The organism is Mucilaginibacter sp. A5337, assembly GCF_059690695.1.
On the sequence record NZ_JCAWEC010000008.1, the window covers coordinates 163,914 to 180,815 of the forward strand.

At 47.0% G+C, this 16,902-nt stretch carries 16 protein-coding genes; 10 read left to right on the top strand and 6 right to left on the bottom strand.

What is annotated here, in order from left to right; all coding sequences use genetic code 11:
* Nucleotide 1 precedes the first annotated feature (1 nt).
* A complete protein-coding gene (locus tag AC59JO_RS25225) occupies nt 2–364 on the top strand; it encodes a hypothetical protein (RefSeq protein ID WP_497308934.1) in 363 nt (120 codons plus the stop codon).
* A gap of 75 nt (nt 365–439) precedes the next feature.
* Nucleotides 440–1,591, top strand: coding sequence for an abortive infection family protein (locus AC59JO_RS25230; RefSeq protein WP_497308936.1), 1,152 nt, complete (start codon nt 440–442; stop codon nt 1,589–1,591).
* 191 nt (nt 1,592–1,782) lie between these two features.
* Here the strand turns inward: AC59JO_RS25230 and AC59JO_RS25235 are convergent, their stop codons facing one another.
* The gene (locus AC59JO_RS25235) at nt 1,783–2,406 is read right to left on the bottom strand and encodes a helix-turn-helix transcriptional regulator (RefSeq protein WP_497308938.1); all 624 of its coding nucleotides are present in this window, start codon (nt 2,404–2,406) and stop codon (nt 1,783–1,785) included.
* A 693-nt stretch (nt 2,407–3,099) separates the two neighbouring features.
* Here AC59JO_RS25235 and AC59JO_RS25240 point away from each other — a divergent pair.
* The 4 genes from AC59JO_RS25240 to AC59JO_RS25255 are packed head-to-tail and all read left to right on the top strand — an operon-like array spanning nt 3,100 to nt 9,138.
* Nucleotides 3,100–3,441, top strand: coding sequence for a hypothetical protein (locus AC59JO_RS25240; RefSeq protein ID WP_497308940.1), 342 nt, complete (start codon nt 3,100–3,102; stop codon nt 3,439–3,441).
* A 60-nt stretch (nt 3,442–3,501) separates the two neighbouring features.
* Nucleotides 3,502–4,506, top strand: coding sequence for a TlpA family protein disulfide reductase (locus AC59JO_RS25245; protein WP_497308942.1), 1,005 nt, complete (start codon nt 3,502–3,504; stop codon nt 4,504–4,506).
* Nucleotides 4,507–4,529: 23 nt separating this feature from the next.
* Nucleotides 4,530–7,757, top strand: a complete 3,228-nt coding sequence (locus AC59JO_RS25250) for a SusC/RagA family TonB-linked outer membrane protein (protein WP_497308944.1) — start codon at nt 4,530–4,532, stop codon at nt 7,755–7,757.
* Between the two features lie 10 nt (nt 7,758–7,767).
* Nucleotides 7,768–9,138 (top strand): RagB/SusD family nutrient uptake outer membrane protein, encoded by a 1,371-nt coding sequence (locus AC59JO_RS25255; protein WP_497308946.1) that lies wholly within the window; start codon nt 7,768–7,770, stop codon nt 9,136–9,138.
* 55 nt (nt 9,139–9,193) lie between these two features.
* Here the strand turns inward: AC59JO_RS25255 and AC59JO_RS25260 are convergent, their stop codons facing one another.
* Together AC59JO_RS25260 and AC59JO_RS25265 are read right to left on the bottom strand one after the other, a co-directional pair.
* Complete coding sequence (locus AC59JO_RS25260; protein ID WP_497308948.1) at nt 9,194–9,487, bottom strand: hypothetical protein; 294 nt, start codon at nt 9,485–9,487, stop codon at nt 9,194–9,196.
* 106 nt (nt 9,488–9,593) lie between these two features.
* On the bottom strand, nt 9,594–10,016 hold the full coding sequence (locus AC59JO_RS25265) for a MauE/DoxX family redox-associated membrane protein (protein WP_497308950.1): 423 nt from the start codon (nt 10,014–10,016) through the stop codon (nt 9,594–9,596).
* An 89-nt stretch (nt 10,017–10,105) separates the two neighbouring features.
* Between AC59JO_RS25265 and AC59JO_RS25270 the strand changes: the two genes are divergently transcribed.
* Nucleotides 10,106–13,129 (top strand): lantibiotic dehydratase, encoded by a 3,024-nt coding sequence (locus AC59JO_RS25270; protein WP_497308952.1) that lies wholly within the window; start codon nt 10,106–10,108, stop codon nt 13,127–13,129.
* Between the two features lie 2 nt (nt 13,130–13,131).
* Here AC59JO_RS25270 and AC59JO_RS25275 read toward each other — a convergent pair whose 3' ends face one another.
* Together AC59JO_RS25275 and AC59JO_RS25280 are read right to left on the bottom strand one after the other, a co-directional pair.
* Complete coding sequence (locus AC59JO_RS25275; protein WP_497308954.1) at nt 13,132–13,857, bottom strand: LytR/AlgR family response regulator transcription factor; 726 nt, start codon at nt 13,855–13,857, stop codon at nt 13,132–13,134.
* Nucleotides 13,854–14,879 carry a sensor histidine kinase gene (locus AC59JO_RS25280; RefSeq protein ID WP_497308956.1) on the bottom strand — a complete coding sequence of 342 codons (1,026 nt, stop codon included), beginning with the start codon at nt 14,877–14,879 and terminating at the stop codon, nt 13,854–13,856. The genes AC59JO_RS25275 and AC59JO_RS25280 overlap by 4 nt, the downstream gene beginning before the upstream one ends.
* 95 nt (nt 14,880–14,974) lie before the next feature.
* Between AC59JO_RS25280 and AC59JO_RS25285 the strand changes: the two genes are divergently transcribed.
* The gene (locus AC59JO_RS25285) at nt 14,975–15,121 is read left to right on the top strand and encodes a hypothetical protein (protein ID WP_497308958.1); all 147 of its coding nucleotides are present in this window, start codon (nt 14,975–14,977) and stop codon (nt 15,119–15,121) included.
* 19 nt (nt 15,122–15,140) lie between these two features.
* Entirely contained in the window at nt 15,141–16,307 is a 1,167-nt protein-coding gene (locus AC59JO_RS25290) for a hypothetical protein (RefSeq protein ID WP_497308960.1), read from the top strand.
* Nucleotides 16,308–16,316: 9 nt separating this feature from the next.
* Here AC59JO_RS25290 and AC59JO_RS25295 read toward each other — a convergent pair whose 3' ends face one another.
* Nucleotides 16,317–16,517: a hypothetical protein gene (locus tag AC59JO_RS25295; RefSeq protein WP_497308962.1), complete on the bottom strand. Its 201-nt coding sequence runs from the start codon at nt 16,515–16,517 to the stop codon at nt 16,317–16,319.
* 76 nt (nt 16,518–16,593) lie between these two features.
* Between AC59JO_RS25295 and AC59JO_RS25300 the strand changes: the two genes are divergently transcribed.
* Entirely contained in the window at nt 16,594–16,854 is a 261-nt protein-coding gene (locus tag AC59JO_RS25300; protein WP_497308964.1) for a helix-turn-helix domain-containing protein, read from the top strand.
* Nucleotides 16,855–16,902: the final 48 nt, after the last annotated feature.

Below are 16,902 nucleotides of genomic sequence, written 5' to 3' on the forward strand. Positions count from 1 at the left end.
CTTGCTGAACACCGGAATGTTCAGCCTACCAGATGATATGTTTCGGGAAATGATAACCCATATCCTGACGCACAATACTAATACTATAGAATTTGCTTTTTTGTTTTCCCAAGTCACACAGTCAAATGGTTTTGATACTGTAGCCAATTTTTATTGTGACTTTATTGGAAATGTTCCTGAGAGGTTAAAAAAACTTAAAAACTGGGCATGGGATATGGTCGAAAATAAAATGATCGAACTTATTGTTTCATCTGACCGCAGTGCACAACTGATCCCCATACACCCTGTTTCCATTTATGCCGGGAGAAAGATATTTTACTGGAACCCTGGCCAGCTGCCCGATTCCAGAGGAGTTAGACAATAGTGGCTGTAATTATCATAGCGCTTGCAAACAGTTAACTGTCAAGATGTATATTTATAGGATAGTTAACTTTATCGCATGGATATAATTGCCCACATTAAACCTCTCTATGATGATCTTATTGGGATCGGATTTCCTGCCTTCATGGAGGACAATGAATTTATTCGTATCGCTAATGACACCGGTTTTACCAATGAATATGCCGAAGCTGTAAACGAAGTTACCGCAAAACAACAAACTAATTGGCTTGGGTTGATTGAGGGCATATCTTATCAAGATGTATTAGCGATATTTTTAAATCGATTGTATAACATTAATCCGGCCAAAGTAACAGAAGAATTGACCCCTGCCGTTTCTAAATGTATCAGCTTCAGCTATTTCATTACTTCAATAAATGATCTAAAAAGAGACTTTCAACTTTTAGGAGGTACAAAAGAACAATTAGAGAAAATAGAAGCCGCGTGGAATGAAGTCTCAAAAGATTATTACAAAAAAGTAACGGTTTTAAAAAGCTTACTTACATCACGGGCAACAGGTGGTAATGCGGACGAGGAGCATTTCCAGGTTATCAGAAGAGACATACTTGCACATCCTCTGTTAAAGACATATGTTCCGGATTATGTCCAAAAAAGTAATAATTTATATGAATACTGGCAGTTTATAAAATATCACTTACCGTCTTATGCAGAGCGCCGATTGTTTATTAAAGAAAGTTTCGAGCATTTGATTAATGCCGCTTTAAAATTAAATGGGCACGCACCTCATGAAATCCATATTAATGAAGTCGTCCAAACCGTTAATGAGCAATATATCTCAGAAACCTGGAATAAAGCATTACAACGCATGCATGATGATCCAGAAGCTGCTATTACATCGGCGAGAGCACTAGTAGAAGTAGTTTGTAAGCATATTCTTGATTCGCAGAACCAAGTTTACGATGACACAATCGAATTGCCGAAATTGTATAAACAAGTGGCTGGTATATTAAATCTTGCACCGGATCAACATACGGAGGCAGTATTTAAACAAATACTCGGGGGGTGCCAAACAGTCGTTGAGGGATTGGGCGCACTGAGAAATAAATTGGGAGATGCACACGGTAAAAGTAAAACTAAAGTTAAGCCTTCGGCACGCCATGCCGCACTTGCGGTAAATCTCGCCGGGGCAATGTGTAGTTTTCTCCTGCAAACATACGATCACATACAGGAAATGAAGCCAGAAAAGAAATAGATGTTGCCAACAATTAATAAGTAATCTGTTCATTGCCGAGTAATAGATAACTATTTATTATCTAGTATCTCTTTTCATTTCGAAAGCATACGCCACCTTCGTCGCTTGCGCGTTAGACAAGCCACAGGTTTTTTTAGTAATGTTCAAAATCTATATTGGACTCTTTCGCTCCCCGTTGAAAGGTAATACAGTCAGTTTAATCCATTGAATTTTAAGATTTCCTTCCCTTTTTCAGTAGTATAATATTTTTGATTGCTGCTATTGGGCTTTTCTGGATTGGTCATTGAAATCCATTCCGAACTGATCGAGAATTTTATAAGATGCTCTAAGTTTGGAGTTTTGGATTTTAGCCCTAATTTTTTGATGATCTGTTTTTTGGATAATTGAATATTACATGAGGCAATTATTATATATAATCTTTCAAGATCGTCGTTACTAAATTCATTTGCTTTTTTTTCGCCTATTAAAAGTGTAACTTGGTATCTAACTTGGTTAATAAGGTGGGATTTGCTTTTCTCTATAAGCGAATTATCGTTATTGGATAATGCTAAAAAGTTGGGATTAAATATATCTTCCTCGGAAAGGCCCAGCAAATCAGCTGTATTAAGAAATGTTTCTATAGTCATGTTTTCTGATCCAGCTTCGTATTTTCCATATTGAGTTTCTGATATGTTTTTACTTACAGCAAAAGCAATTGAACTACTATAGCCAAGTCCCTTCCGCTGTCTTTTAAAAGCATTTCCAATTCTTCGAAGAAGGTTATCAAGTTTTGATGCGTGTGTTTTTTTCTTTCCTTTCTTAAGTTGATCATTCATATTTAAATCAACTATTATATAATAATTATTTTTTAGCGTTAAAAGGAGAATTTTATTTGTGTTTTTAACTAATTGTTTTATATTTGTGATATAGATATTTTAAATGCAAAATATCGGAGCTGAAATTTAGCTAAGTTATTTATGCATGTTATTGGTGTAATTTAAGAGTCTCGTTTCCCAAGTCTCACAACAAATCGAACGCGAGAACGGTAGATTATGCCTGCATGTCTTGATATGCTTATATTTGCATATTAAGGATGTGGGCGCTATCGTTTTGTGGAGTTCGAGAGCGTGAGACCTTGGGAATAAAGCAAATCGGAGCGCCCCTCCTTAATGTTATCATCCGAGGCTCGTTTAATATACGAGCAATGATTAAAGAAACCGAACTCCCATATTTAGTTGATATTAATTATTCACTGCATATAAGTGAGCACACAATTCGTATAGCAGCTTTTGGGAATTTAAGTGTTGGTCAGAATTTTTTTTCTCTCAGCTGTTCTTCCCATCCCCTCCAAAACCCGATCAAAAACGTAATAAAATCCCCTACATAAATCCCCGAAAACGGCAGTCCTGTTAATAGTTAATTAAAACCGGCTGCCGTTTTCTTGTTTTTTGCCTAACCGTGAAACCACCAGTTTTTCACCGGAAAGGCGAAGCTATGTCGTTACTTACCGTTTATTCCCATCGTCATATATGAGTGCAATAGTAGTAGACCTGAAAGATGTGTTTGTCAGGACACCCGAGCAGGCCGTCCGTGTGTTTTATGAAAACTTTGATCCAGAAGAAGTCAGAGCCGGCCTCTGGGAAGCTTTTCGGGGTTTCTCCCTGGCAACAAACCATACCACCGGAAAACAACTGCCCGATATCAAAGCAATAGCACAGCTGTTCGACGGCCTCATCAGCCTCGTCAACGGCGTATATGACCTGCAAATAAAAACAAACGGCCGCTGCGTCATCTGCGGGCGAAACGACGACAGATCCCGCAAAAACAAAGGAAACAGCGGCAACGACGACGACCTGCATACCGCAGGTTAGTATTCCCGGCTTATGCCGGACCGTTCTAGTTCAGTAAATAGAACTTTAATCTCATTGAAAATGAAGCGATTTTTCAGCTTCCTGGCCTTGCTTTGCTTTTTTTTCGGCGCAGGCGCACAGGGAAATATCAATAATGAAAAAAATAAGGGGCCTGAAGCTCCCGCAATGGTAAAGCCGCTGGAGACAGGGGACAGGCTGCCCGGAACAGGACTGCTTAAAGCCTTGAATAATGGCAGCAAGCCCATCAGCCTTGCAGCCTATAAAGGCAGACTCCTGATTATCGATTTCTGGGCCACCTCCTGCAGCGGCTGCATCCAGGGCATGCCCCGGCTCGATTCACTGCAAAAAGTGTTCGGTGATCAGGCCGCCATTATCCCCGTAACCTATGAAAAAGCCGAAGCAGTTACACGCTTTCAGGCCAATAATGTTTTCTTAAAAAAAGCGGGTGTATCTAAATTCCGGACCGTGGTAGCGGATAAGGTCTTGCACCAGCTCTTCCCGCACAGGTTACTGCCGCATGAGGCATGGATAAGTAAGGATGGCGTGGTGCTCGGCTTTACGGACGGGATCGACGTGACCGCAGCGAACATCCGGAAAGTCCTGGCGGGTGGTGCATTGCCCGTGCCGGAAAAACGCGATGTGCTGGACTATGATAAAAGTAAATTGCTGATGGTGAACGGAAACGGCGCACCGGATTCGGCTTTTTCTTACCGGAGTATTTTCAGCGGGGAGATCCGCGGCATTAACTCGGGACTGGAAGTAGAAAGAGATACCGTCAAACGCATGGTGCATGTACGGGCGACCAATGTAGATGTTCGCTACCTGTATATCCTCGCCTGGAAACAACTGCGCTTCGTTCCGCGGTCACAGGTGGATGTCACCCTGCGGCCGGGCCTGTTCTGTTACGAGATGACGATGCCCCTGGCACCTGCCGCTATGGTGCGCGAAGCAGTACATCATGACCTTGATCGCTTTCTCGGGGTACGATCGGTGCTGGACAGCACAGGCTTCCGGCTGATGCCTGTGCCGGAGGATGACAATGCGCATACTCCTTTATCACTTTGACTTTAACCATAAAACTTTAGATCATGAAAGAATTTTACTATAAAAGTATATGGCTGGCCTGCTTGCTGCTGCTGGCCACAGGATCCTTTGCGCAGGAACTGCCGGGCCTGGTACAGGATATGGCCGGCAGGCCGCTGGCCGGGGTAAGTGTGCGGGTGAGGGGAAAAATAAATAAGGCAGGTACGGGCATGGTGTTGACTGGGATTGACGGGCGCTTTGTGATACCTGTCGGGCGTATGGATACCCTCATGCTGCGGAAAAATGGTTTTTTGGACCGCGATATCGTGGTGTTTGACCTCAGCTTCCTGAAAGTCACCATGCGAAGGGAAGTGGAGGAGATCGACGAGGTAAAAGTGGTTTCGACGGGCTACCGTACGCAGCCGCTGGAAAAGTCGACAGGTTCCTTTGAGCAGGTGGGGAAGGAACTGGTGAACCGATCGGTCAGTACGAGCGTGCTTGACCGCCTGAACGGCGTCAGCACGGTGCAGTTCGATACGCGGGTTGGCCAGCAGGGTAACCTGACGATCCGGGGGCGCAGCACGCTGTTCGCCGGGGCTTCGCCATTGATCGTGCTGGACAATTTTCCGTACAGCGGCGATATCAATAATATCAACCCTAATGATGTGGAAAGTATCTCGATACTGAAAGATGCTTCCGCCGCGGCGATCTGGGGCGTGCGGGCAAGCAACGGTGTGATCGTGATCACGACGAAGAAAGGGGCGAAGAACAAACCCATGACGGTGAATTTCAATGCGAACGTGAATATCGCGCAAAAGCCGGACGTATTTTACCTTCCACGCATGTCATCATCTGATTTCGTCGGTTTGGAAAAAGACCTGTTCGCCAAAGGTTTTTACAGCGATGACGAGCAATCTTATGCGCATACGGCGCTGTCGCCGGTAGTGGAACTGCTGATCGCCAAAAGGGACGGTACCATGGATCCCGCTGTAGCGGACCGGCAGATCGGGGTATTGGCAGGGCAGGACATCCGCAATGACCTGCAAAAATACTGGTACCGCAAGGCGGTCAGCCAGCAATACGCGCTCAGCATTAGCGGGGGATCGGATAAAAATACGTATTTCTTTTCCGCGGGCTATGATCGCAATTTGAGCAACCTGGACGGTCGCTTCCAGCGGTTGAACCTGCGGGCGGACAACAGCTTTTATCTGGCGAAAGGGCTGCAGCTGGATGCGGGTGTATTGTTGACCAGCAGCAAAACGCTGGCGGGGAGGAGCGACCCTTCGTCGCTGATCAGCATCGATGGCAAAAAGCCCTGGCCTTATGCCCGCCTCGCGGATGACCATGGAAATGCCCTGCCCCTGAATCTCGATTACCGGGAATCGTTTATTAAAGATTCGGAGGCGCAGGGTTTTCTGGACTGGAACTACAAGCCGCTGGATGACTATAAGAACGTGGACAACCGCAGCGACCAGCTTGACCTCCTGCTGAACACGGCGCTGAAATACAATATCGGGTATGGTTTTGATGCGGAACTGCGCTACCAGCTGGAAAGCAGCCAGACACAGGGCCGCTGGCTGTATGGCGCGGACAGCTACTACGCCCGGAACACGGTCAACCAGTACACGCAGACGGCTGATGACGGAACTTTGTCCCGGCCGGTGCCTGCAGGCGGGATCATGGACGCCTCGGACAGCAAACTGCTGTCCAATAGTTTCCGTGCCCAGCTGAATTTCAAACAGGCCTGGGGCAGGCACCGGCTGTCCATGCTCGGTGGGTATGAGTACCGCAACGATCATACGCGCTCGCGCAGTTTCCGGGATTATGGGTACAACGCAGCAATTGAACAGGCATCGCCGGTGGATTACCAGACCAGTTACCTGCTTTCAAATTATTCTTATTTCATTGACAGCACCATCCCGTACCTGAACGCTTACGGCGACGTCGACAATTATAACCTGTCCTGGTTCGGTGACGCCGGCTACAGCTTCGACGACCGGTACAGCCTGTCCGGCAGCATCCGCCGCGACGAATCCAACCTCTTCGGCGTCAATGCCAACCAGAAAGGGGTGCCGCTCTATTCCGCGGGTCTGGCATGGACGATCAGCAAAGAGCATTTCTACCGGGCGGGATGGATGCCACGGCTGAAGCTGCGGGCGACCTATGGCTACAGCGGGAACGTGGACAATACGCTGGCGGCGCAGACGACCATCCGCTACAATGCACTCAACCCGCTCAGCGGCCAGTTCTACGCTTCCGTCCAGAACCCGCCGAACCCGTCTTTGGGATGGGAAAAAACGGGCATCCTGAACCTGGCAGTTGATTTTTCGGTGTTCGGGGATGTGCTCTCCGGATCGGTGGAGTATTACCGCAAAAGGGCTAAAGACCTCATAGGCTTCCAGCCGCTGGATCAGACGACAGGTGTCCTGAACCCGGCTACCAACCAGTACCAGTTCAAAGGCAATGTCGCCGAAATGGCGGGACATGGCTGGGAACTCAACCTGCACAGCAATAACCTGGGCGCCTCGGAATTACGCTGGCAAACCGACCTGCTTTTCAGTTACGCAGCCAACCATGTCACCAAATACTACCAGGCCAGTGACCTTGCCGCCACCTATGCCGCCAACGGGATTACCGTTTCCCCGCTGGTGGGCAAACCGGTGTATGCTATACTTGCCTATAAATGGGCGGGCCTCGATCCGCAGACCGGCGATCCGCAGGGCTATCTCAACGGGCAGGTCAGCAAAGATTATAACGCCATACTGGCGCAGACCAAAGTCGGCGACCTGCAATATATTGGTTCGGGCGTCCCCACGTACTTCGGGAACTTCCGCAATACCTTCAGCTATAAGGGCATCGCCCTGTCGGCCAATATCGCCTACCGCTTCGGATACTATTTTATGCGCCAGGGGATCTCTTATAATGCACTGATCAACAACAGGGACGTATCTGCGGGTGATTACGCGCTCCGCTGGCAAAAGCCCGGGGATGAGACGCATACCAGCGTACCTTCCTTCGTCTATCCGGCCAATTCACGCCGTGACCAGTTTTACAGCCAGTCCGCCGTCAACGCGGAGAAAGCGGATAACATCCGCCTGCAGGACCTGCGGCTCAGCTACGACGCTGGTGGCAAATTTCCGGAACGTATCGGCCTGAAACGATTGCAGGTCTACCTCTACGCCGCCAACCTCGGCCTGCTTTGGAAAGCGACGAAAACAGGCCTCGACCCGGATTACCCTTATTCCTTCAAACTGCCCAGGACGGTCGCTTTAGGATTTACAGGTACTTTTTAACCGATAAACGATGAGCAACACCATGAATATAAAAAAACTACGCGGGACAGCAGCACTGCTTTGCTGCTTCCTGCTGCCGGCTGCCTGCAAAAAGCAGCTGGATATCAAACCTTCCTCCAGCCTGCAGGTGCCTTCGACGGCAGCTGACTTCGAGGCATTGCTGGACAATACCGACATTTTTAACTCCTCCTGGCCTATGGCTGGGATCGCGGGGGCAGACGACGGTTTTATTTTGGATGCCACGCTGGCATCCGCGCCGCTGACTGTTCGAAACGGCTACGTCTGGAACCGGGACGTATTTAATGAAAATGTCAAGAACGACTGGTCGCTGCCTTACACCGCCATATTTTATGCCAATGTCGTGCTGGAAGGCGCGGCGAAATACGGTGGGCCCGGCAGCACCGGCTGGAACAATATCAGGGGACAGGCAGCTTTCTTCAGGGCCTATGCCTACTGGCAGCTGGCGCAGGAGTTCTGTAAGCCTTACGATGCGGCTACAGCCTCAGCCGATCCGGGCCTGGTGATCAGGAGTAGTTCAGACCTGAACGCGCCGTCCGTACGCAGCACGGTAGCGGCAGCCTACGCGCAGGTTACGGCAGACCTGCAATCAGCTGTCAAACTTTTACCGGTAAACGTCATCGCCAAGACCCGGCCGGGAAAGGCCGCGGCCTACGCCATGTTCGCCCGGACTTATCTGAGCATGCGGGACTATAAACGTTCGGCAGTATACGCGGACTCGGCCCTGGCGCTGAGCAGCACGCTGATGGATTATAATAGCATAAGCTCAGCATCAGGTCCGTCCTTCAGACGCTTCAATGATGAGGTGATTTTTCATGCAGGCCCGACATCTTACAGCAGCCTGCAGTCACCGAAATATTTGGTGGATACCGTCCTTTATGCTTCCTACGATGCTGCGGACCTGCGGAAACCGCTTTTCTTCAGCGCGGCGACGGCAAATAAATACCAGAACTTCAGGGGAAGCTATGACGGGAGTTCCAGGCTTTTCAGCGGCCTGGCTACAGATGAGCTTTACCTTATCCGTGCCGAATGCCGGGCGAGGGGTGGGGATTTAGGCGGCGCATTGGCAGACCTGAACCTGTTAAGGAAAAACAGGTATCTCAAAACTTCCTACACCGACCTTATATCTGCCGACGGAAAAACGGTATTGCGCTGGATACTGGAGGAAAGAAGGAAGGAACTGCTGTTGCGGGGACTGCGCTGGTCGGACCTGAGGAGGCTGAACACGGAACCGGATTTCCAAAAGACCCTGGTGCGGATAGCCGGCGGGATACGCTATGAACTGCCGCCAGGCGATCCGCGCTATTTGTGGCCTTTGCCATTGGTAGTGATCGCGCAAACAGGGATCGCGCAGAACCCCTGATGCAAAAAAAACGGGACGGCCAGAAGGCCGTCCCGCAACACAGGGGACAGGGGCATTAATTGTGCAGTTCCTCTTTGCTGATCGCAGAAAGGTCCGGCTGATTGGTATTCGTAGTACTGCGTGGTGCCTGGATCGCACAACGATCGCCGCTGGTGCCGCAATTCGGGTCAACGGCGCTGAAAGTGTACTTACTTGGATCAGCCAGTTGGGTTGGGGTCTGGTCACCATTGTAGGTCCAGAAAACATTGGCCGGTTTGCTGGTTTTAACCGGATGTGCTGTAGTGGCCAGTGCGCCGCCAAGACCTGCGATCAGGGCCATGCCCAGCATGAACGACTTTAAATTTTTCATAACGATGAATGCTTTTTTGCTAAAAAACAAACGAAAAACTTTAGGTATAGTATGGTGCCTACTCTTTTCACGGGTTTTCGGCTTTCCCCCGTTTTTGCGGATGAGGTCAGGTCAGTTGCAGTCGGTTCCGGCGGTAAAAAACAAGCGCCAGGATATTGATGATCATGAAGGCCCAGTTGAAGGCCAGGTGCTGCGCCCAGCCCATATGCTCCAGGATGCCGCCGCAGGAGCAGGGTACCCGCTTCCATACATGAAGCAGACCCATAGAGATATAAATGGTGAACGCCGTAAGCAGCGCGAGGGACGCGATGAGTCCGGCTCTTCGGCTGCGGTCAGTGAGCAGCAGCCCAACGACGATAAGTTCAACTCCGGGCAGCAAGTAAACCAATACATCGCTGAAGGCATGCGGGAATGGCTGCAGGTATAATTGACCCCTGAATTTATCAATGTCTGCCAGTTTGCTGGCGGCGGCGTAGGTGAACAACAGGACGAGCAGGGACGGCAGAATGGCGGTGATATGTCTTTTCATGTTGCGGTGATTGTTTGAAACAAAGTACGGGACGACCGAAATGGTAAAACAGTGGTAAATGGGTAGTATACCCTTTTTTGATAATGTATATGGCTGTAATTGAGTGTTATAATTTTTTTGACCAGGTGTTTCTACGAGTGCCATTTTATAGTTTTGAAAATTATGGCATAGGGAAAGTATCCCGGGTACTCAGTGATCCCGCCTTCCGGGATGCGGTCTGGCTGGCAAGCCCTGTTTATCACCGGGAATTGGAAAAGAAAGGGTTTGATTTTAACCTTTTATCGGAAAAGGAGCGGCTTACACTGTATAAGTATTATAACCGGATGTCTTTTCGTTGTACGCCTTTTGGTGCATTTGCATCGTGTACAATGGCCGGTTGGTCAGCAATAGACAGGCTTGTACTTGAAAGAAAAGCTATTCTTCATGTACTGCCTTCATGGAAATGGCTACAGGCAAGAAACGCCCGATTAAGAGAAAGCTCCGGTGATTTCATGATCTACAGTAACCCCTCATTGTACCGGCAGGGAAATTTCTGGCGGTACACCATCTCCAGGGCGGGCGCAAATGGGAAGCTTGACTTTTCCTTGCAGGGAATAGCTGCGGAACGGCTGAATAATTACCTGATTCGGCAGTCGGCCAGGACCTTGCATAAACGTTCCGAACTGGTCACTTTGCTTAAAGACCGCTCGGGATGCAGTGCTGATGATGCAGCAACGTATATTGATTTTCTGATGGCTGAGCAGGTATTGCTTTCCGAATTTGACGGGTCGCTGCTGGAAAATGGGTTGGTTGAAAGAAATAGAAAAGATCCTGAGCCTGTCGCGAATTTTTGGGAAGAGCAAAGATCGATAGTTATACCGGCGGCACCGGGTATTGCCGAGCGCGCGGCAAAGCTCGGTGAGTTGAATATGGGCGCGGGGACCACTGCAGATGCAGATATGTTTTATACGAGTGCAGGACGAGCTGTGAAAACGGGCGGTATCGGGGATTGGCAGCAGCATGAACTGGGGCAGGCCATCGGGTTACTGGCAAGGCTCGTTCGGCCATTTAACCCGCCTGCACTGCAGGATTTTATAGCCGCATTTAAGCACCGCTTCGGGGGCCGGCGGGTGCCATTATTGGAGGCACTGGATCCGGATACAGGGATGAGTTACGACGGTCTCCATAATTATGCAGAGGGTAATGGTTTGCTCGCAGGTTTGAATTTTCCAGCAAATAACAAGACTGTTACCAATCATGATTGGGATGCTGTGGGGCAACTCTTCCTCAGGATATGGTTACAGGACAGGAAAAGGGGGGAATGGGATAAAGTAGTTCTTCGCGAAGAAGACCTTAGCCTGCCGGAAAGAACTGAAGAAAGGCATCTGAAGATGCCGCCGTCCCTGTCCGTTTTATACAGCAGAGCAGGCGATCAATTGGTGCTGGATAATATCGGCGGAGCAAGTGCCACCTCGCTAACCGGTCGATTTTCGGTTTTTTCAGGCGAATGGAGTGCTTTCTGCAGGCAAATCGCCCTGGCAGAAAAAAATGCAAACCCCGATATTTTGTTTGCTGAACTGCACCAGTTATCCCATGAGCATGTAGATAACATTAACAGAAGGGTGCAAATATACGATCACGTAATAGCGTTATCCGGGTACCCCATGGCTAAAGCAGCCGGGATAGTGTTTCCTGCGGATCTGTTGTTATCTGTTAGGGGTGATGACCTTATCCTGGAATCGGTGTCCCTGGGGAAGCGCATAATTCCGCGGCTCCCAACGGCTTATAACTATCATCATAATGAAACACCGGTTTTCCGGCTGCTTGCCCATCTTCAGTTTCAGGGGCTGCAGGTAAATTTTAATTTCGACCCGGAGAAGCTTTTTCCCGGATTGCCGTTTTACCCGAGGGTTGAATTCCGGCGCTGTATTTTTTCGTTAGCAAAATGGATATTGAACGGCGAGGATATCAAGTTTCTTTCGGACAGGCCTGTTTCCCTTGGCAGGTTGCACCAGTTTCGGCAGGAAAAGGGGATTCCGAGATTCGTTTCTCTTGGAGGAACCGATCAGCAACTGATCTTCGATCTGGTCGATGATTCAGAAGCTATTTTTTTTCTGGATTGTCTCCGCGGAGCTGGCAGAACCGTGCTGCATGAATTTCTGCACCCCGGGGGATCGGTTTCGGACGGATCGGACTCATTTGCTGCGCAAAGCATCGCCGTACTGCTCAATCCTATGCCGGTATACAGCGGATTATCACCAAGCAAACCGGTTCGCATGAAACTGCCGCAACGGCGGTTCATGCCAGGCAGCGAGTGGCTCTATATACGGATGGATTGTACAGAAAGGAGCGCCAACCAGTTATTGACAGAGGTTGTGGTTCCGGTCATCCGCAAAAATGAAGATATTGTCGATCAATGGTTTTTTGTTCGTTATTATGACCCGGAGCACCATATCCGCTTGAGATTTAAAGTAAATGCCGAAAATACCGGCCGTATACTTTCTGCATTTCATAACGGTTTCTCAAAAGAAATATACAGCCCGATGGTAAAAGAATTTCGGACAGAAACCTATATCAGGGAACTGGAACGCTACGGCCCTGATATAATTGCAGAGGTGGAGACGTTTTTCTTTGCTTCAAGCGAGTGGGTCATTAACTACCTCGGAATGAAAGAGCACCTGGATGCTGTACCAGATCAGCTCCTGCCTGTAATTTTCGTTTATAGAATGTGCGGGGCATTCTTCAAAGATCAAATGCATGTTGAAACCTTTCTTACCGTTGCGGATGCCAGGTTTCGCTATGAATTTGGGGCAGATAAAGCACTATTGGTCGGGATGGACGGCAAATACAGGGAGCTGGCAAAAGATCTTACCCGCATGCTGGAAGACGACCAGTTACAAGCTCAATTTCCGATCGCTGGAACCGGAAGGATGTTGCAAATGCTGGAGCATTTCAGCAAGTTGTGTAAAAATTGGGAACCAGCACTGCAGGAACGGTTGCTGGCAGATCTTGTACACATGCATCTTAACCGTTTCTTTTCTTTCCGGCAACGGCACCAGGAAGGACTCGTCTACTTTTGTCTCCGGAAATATGTATCTTCTCTGGTTGTACGAAAACGGGATGGCGTCAAATAATATTACTGTTCCCGGTAACTTGAAAACACAGGGGCGCCGAGATTTTGCAAAAAAGCTTTTTTATAATCACGGCCGATAGGAACAATATAGCCTTGTTCCAGGAAAACTTGGCCCGATTCGATAGACTGTATCCTCGCAGGGTTAATGACGAAGGACCGGTGTATTCTTAGGAATATATCGCCAGGTAATTTTTCCATAACTTCGCGAAGTGTAAGGTAAGCAGAGATGATTTGTTCTGAAAGGTATATTTTTACGTAATTGCCGTTACCTTCAATAAACAGAATATCCTGAGCGATAATTCTTTGTAGCTTGCCTTTTGCTTCTGTCTTTACAAAAAAAGAAAAGCTGTCATTTGTTGACATGGTTTCGGATATGGCGTCGGTTCGGATGCTGTGGATGCATTCCAGAAAACGCTCAAAAGTGATCGGCTTGAGCAGATAATCATCTGCCTTTAATTCATAAGATTCCGGGCCGTATTCCCTGTAGGAGGTGGTAAAAGCAATTCGGGTAATATTGCGGATCAGTTTGGCCAGTGTTAATCCGTTCATGACGGGCATACCAATATCCAGGAATGTTACTGTAGGCCTTATTGCAGGTATTCTTTCCAGTGCTTCTAAAGGGTCACCGGATGTTCCGGCCAATATCAGACCGGGTGTATTCAGAACGTATTCTTTGAGTTGTTCTACGGCATGATACTCGTCATCGACTATAAAAATGGAGATGTTCATAATTGAATTTGTAAAGAAAGTTGAAAAAAGTCCGGCAGCGTGTTGTCAATAAGCAGCCGGTGGGAAGGGTAGGCGTATGCTAACCGTAACCTTGTGTTGCGCAAACCGGTACCTTCTTTCAGATCTGTATTTTCCTGATAGGACTTTTTGTTCCTTGTTTCAAATGTCAAACAACCCGATGCTGTCACGGACAGATTGATAAAGATGTCTTCATCTTTCAGAATACCATGTTTGAAAATATTTTCGGTCAGCGTGAGCAGGACGAAAGGTATGATAAACGATGTTTTAGTATCACTTTTGTAGTCGAATCGGATGTTAAGCGGATAATCAAATCTCGCCCGGTTGATCATGATCAGATTGTTGATCTGCTCCGCCTCATGGCTTACCGCTACTTTTATATCTAATTGAGAAGCAGACATACTAAAGCGAAGTATTTCAGTAAGCCGGTAGATAACATCGGCGGCCTTTTTCGAGTGTTTATAAACGCTGTAATAAACAAAATTAAGTGCGTTAAAAACCAGATGCGGATTGATTCGCTGTTGTAGTAACGCGTTTCGGGTATTACCTAATTGTATGTCTGTTTCTGCGGCCTCTTTTTCGAGACGCGAAAAGCTGCTTGCTGACCAGTATAAAGTCCCAAAACCTATAAAATAAACGTTTCGAAAAAGATCCAATACGATATATCTTCGAAACAGCGGAGGGTTTTTGATATGAGCACCCATAGTATCAAAAAAATATTCTCCGACGGCTTTCAGCACCAGGAAGATTATAACCGCTCCGATGACTAAAATTGCCCGCTCTACGTATCGCCCCGGCGATCTCCCGACAGTTTTATTTAATACATGGATATGCGTATAAAACAAGCCGATGTTGCAAATCAAATAATAGAAATAAGCAGATGAAAGCCCTGGTTTATTATTTACAAACCAGAGAAAGCACTGTTCGTAAATAGCGAAAGCTATCCAGCCGACCGTATGTGCAGCGATTTTGCTTGTTAACGGGTTTTGTTTTAAAACGGACATCTTCCCAATATTTGATGTTTACATGTTTAATACTGTCGTTGACGTAAGGAGGTTGCTATCTCTTAGGTATTATTGTAATATAGAAAAAAAATAATATGAAAACAAATAGAAACAAATTGCCTAAAGCAGGTGTGGTAAAGCTCTACAATTACAGTAGCAAAGCCATCAGGAATGGAATGGAAACTTCGACTGCCAGTGACCCCACCACTACGTGTACAACGGTAATCACGACAACGCATTAACATTTTTTAACTTGATGTTATGGGCCCGCTCAAAAATGAATTGGTATCAGTTATGGAAAGCACAAAATTGCCTTCAACGGCAACTTTCATGTCAGATTGCAGTTCAGGTATTTCAGCGGGCCCTGATTTTGTATGTTTCCGCCAACTCTGTGAGCGGGTGCGCGAAGGTTGGGCCGGTGCGGTATTTTCCGCTGCTACGGACGAGGCATTAGGTCGTTATTTTAACTACCACTTTGACCTTCTAAGCGATTTATTGAGCAACTCCCAACTAACGGAGACTGAGGTTTCGCAACTATTGGACCTGATGGGACATCTGCTGCTTTTCTTCAAACAGTATCTCGATTGGGAAAGACCATTACCTGCTGCTTACCTTTTGTTTAAATTTTCCGAAATAAAAGAACAACAAAGTTCGATTGAAAATCTGTTTAACGGATCTCCTGTTGATGATGCACTCCGCAAATGCCTTATGAAATACTTTTCCGGCGTACTGGACGCAATAAGTGCCGGCTGTTTATCAGTAGGTGAGTTTTTCTTTGCCAATAGATTGGTGAATGAATTAGTTGTTAAGCTAAAAATGTCGGGTAGGGACGCTATAAACCAAAGCGTTTCTGAACTACTGATCCATCTTAATTTTAATCATCTTGATTTTTTTGTCTACCTGAAAAATCGGACTGATGCCGAGCTGGTTGCCCTTTCTGAACCGGAACGTAGTCAAGTGCTTCAGCGAAAAGCTGCAGAAATTCAGCTTAACGGGGACTCTCCCCGTAATATTTATGATAAAAATCTTCCACCAATATTAGTGATGTTAAAAGGCTGGATGGCAGAAGAAGCCGTGTTGATGAAAGCCGCATTCGAGAAAAGCAAAGTCAGCATGCTTGATGCCTGGCCAGGGAAGATCGGTCTTCGGCTTTCTGTTCCGCAATTAGCTTGTCTGATCCACGTTTTTCATGAAGCCGGTATTTATGCCACTTGCAATCTTACCCAGATATTTAAATCTACCGCGTTTAACTACAGCACGATCAAACAAGAAAATATATCTCCGGATAGTTTAAGTAAGGAGTTATATGGTATCACCCAAAATACCGCGAAAAAAGTAATGGAGCTGCTGCTAAAGATGGCCGAATTTATTAAGCTTTCTTACTTCCCGGCAGTGGCTGTAATAAGTGTAACAATCCTTTATCGCTAAGATATTCGCTCAATTCTGCAAGCCAGTGGTAATTAAATTCTTTTTTTTGTTGTAATGCAGGCAGCCCGCATGCAATGATTTCAGCCATTGTCTGACATCCCATTTCTTTTGAAGTAACGACGAATCGGGGACTGAGCCCCAGCATCTCGATTGATTGTTGTAAAACCTGCTGATCTTCCATGTACGGAATATGAACTGCAATTTAAGCATATTTTATATTGTACCTATTAAAATAGGTATAATATAGTAGGTAAGATTAAAACAGGTATTTCGGTTTCTTTGCCCTATGTGCGCCGAAAGGAAAAAGCTAATCGATGAGGATCTGTCGGAATACTATAAAAAAGTAGGTCGGCGCCTGAGGTATTTTAGAAAACTTCGGGGCTTCAGCGACTACGAAAAGTTTTCCTATGCGCACGATCTTAACCGGTCCCAGTATGGTGATTATGAAAAAGGCAAGAACCTGAATATCGGCACTTTGCATAAATTATTGAAATTGCTGCAGATCAACGAGTCTGTATTCTACGGCGATGGCTATGAAGAGACATAAGACACAAAAGAGTATCAACCCGGAGTTCTTTATAGGATGAGGCAGTTA

Excerpts from the sequence above, each read along its gene's own strand:
- AC59JO_RS25290 (WP_497308960.1), top strand. The coding sequence starts at position 15,141 with ATGGGCCCGCTCAAAAATGAATTGGTATCAGTTATGGAAAGCACAAAA.
- AC59JO_RS25255 (WP_497308946.1), top strand. The coding sequence starts at position 7,768 with ATGAGCAACACCATGAATATAAAAAAACTACGCGGGACAGCAGCACTG.
- AC59JO_RS25300 (WP_497308964.1), top strand. The coding sequence starts at position 16,594 with ATGTGCGCCGAAAGGAAAAAGCTAATCGATGAGGATCTGTCGGAATAC.
- AC59JO_RS25260 (WP_497308948.1), bottom strand. The coding sequence starts at position 9,487 with ATGAAAAATTTAAAGTCGTTCATGCTGGGCATGGCCCTGATCGCAGGT.
- AC59JO_RS25230 (WP_497308936.1), top strand. The coding sequence starts at position 440 with ATGGATATAATTGCCCACATTAAACCTCTCTATGATGATCTTATTGGG.
- AC59JO_RS25240 (WP_497308940.1), top strand. The coding sequence starts at position 3,100 with ATGAGTGCAATAGTAGTAGACCTGAAAGATGTGTTTGTCAGGACACCC.
- AC59JO_RS25295 (WP_497308962.1), bottom strand. The coding sequence starts at position 16,517 with ATGCTTAAATTGCAGTTCATATTCCGTACATGGAAGATCAGCAGGTTT.
- AC59JO_RS25275 (WP_497308954.1), bottom strand. The coding sequence starts at position 13,857 with ATGAACATCTCCATTTTTATAGTCGATGACGAGTATCATGCCGTAGAA.
- AC59JO_RS25270 (WP_497308952.1), top strand. The coding sequence starts at position 10,106 with ATGGCTGTAATTGAGTGTTATAATTTTTTTGACCAGGTGTTTCTACGA.
- AC59JO_RS25280 (WP_497308956.1), bottom strand. The coding sequence starts at position 14,879 with ATGTCCGTTTTAAAACAAAACCCGTTAACAAGCAAAATCGCTGCACAT.
- AC59JO_RS25235 (WP_497308938.1), bottom strand. The coding sequence starts at position 2,406 with ATGAATGATCAACTTAAGAAAGGAAAGAAAAAAACACACGCATCAAAA.
- AC59JO_RS25265 (WP_497308950.1), bottom strand. The coding sequence starts at position 10,016 with ATGAAAAGACATATCACCGCCATTCTGCCGTCCCTGCTCGTCCTGTTG.
- AC59JO_RS25250 (WP_497308944.1), top strand. The coding sequence starts at position 4,530 with ATGAAAGAATTTTACTATAAAAGTATATGGCTGGCCTGCTTGCTGCTG.
- AC59JO_RS25245 (WP_497308942.1), top strand. The coding sequence starts at position 3,502 with ATGAAGCGATTTTTCAGCTTCCTGGCCTTGCTTTGCTTTTTTTTCGGC.
- AC59JO_RS25285 (WP_497308958.1), top strand. The coding sequence starts at position 14,975 with ATGAAAACAAATAGAAACAAATTGCCTAAAGCAGGTGTGGTAAAGCTC.